The following is a 918-nucleotide window of genomic DNA, read 5'->3' as shown; positions in this document are numbered from 1 at the left end:
TTTTCAAATTCATCTAAATAAGCACAATTTCTAAGATTATAAGGAGTTACTCCTTTATCAGCTCTTTTTTCTAATTGGGGATAAAATTCATCAAAATGTTTTTTTAAACTTGGGAAATCCTCTATATTTATAGCCTTAACTTTTTTTCCATTTTCATTTTTATAGCCATTATGGGTATTGATTACCCAAAGCCCCGCCCATTCATAGCTATATCTTTTTATATCCCTGCCTCGCAACATTTTTCTTATGAGTTTAGCAGTGCGTTCTTTTTCAGCTTCATCTTTACAATTTGCTAAAATTTCATTTCTTTTTTCCGTGCTGATGACAAAGGCTTCGTTTAAACCCGTTTTTATCCCGTAGTTGATATTAAGCCCATACCAGTCTTTAAGCGGAGTGCCTATGCGTTCTATCTTGGTTTTTAGCAAAGCTACACTCTCATCGCTAAAACTAAAACCTTCTTTGCTTAAAGTTTCTTGCGAAAGCTCTTTAAAATCCTTACACAAAGAAATATTATCTTTGCAAGCTTTTAAAATTTCGCTGCTTAAAGCAAGGTATTTAAAGCTAGAATTCTTAGCCTTAAGCTTTTTAAAACTAAGTATAGAAGTATCCACTGTAGCATTATCAAAAACTTTTACACCATTTAAATCAATATATTCTAAAATCTTAGTGTTTTTAAGCAAAAACTCACGCAAGGCTTCGCCGTATCCTGCACGGGTGTATTTATTGGAAGTTATAAAACTGAGTACCCCCCCCCCCCATTTGCTAAAATTTTAAATCCTAGCTCATAAAAATAAGTATAAATATCACTCGTGCCTTTATATATTTCATAATGTTTTGCCAAATGCGGTTTTAGCTCTTTGATTTCTTCTTGTCTTATATAAGGTGGATTACCAATAACCAAATCAAAGCCTTTGAAAT

The 918-nt window shown here is 32.6% G+C and carries 1 pseudogene; it reads right to left on the bottom strand.

From position 1 onward, the window contains the following. A pseudogene (locus tag ACLL8X_RS09270) lies at window positions 1–918 on the bottom strand (Eco57I restriction-modification methylase domain-containing protein); the annotation flags it as partial.

It is taken from the genome of Campylobacter parajejuni (assembly GCF_046764905.1).
GTDB lineage: Bacteria > Campylobacterota > Campylobacteria > Campylobacterales > Campylobacteraceae > Campylobacter_D.
This window is presented reverse-complemented; position numbering and strand designations above follow the sequence as displayed.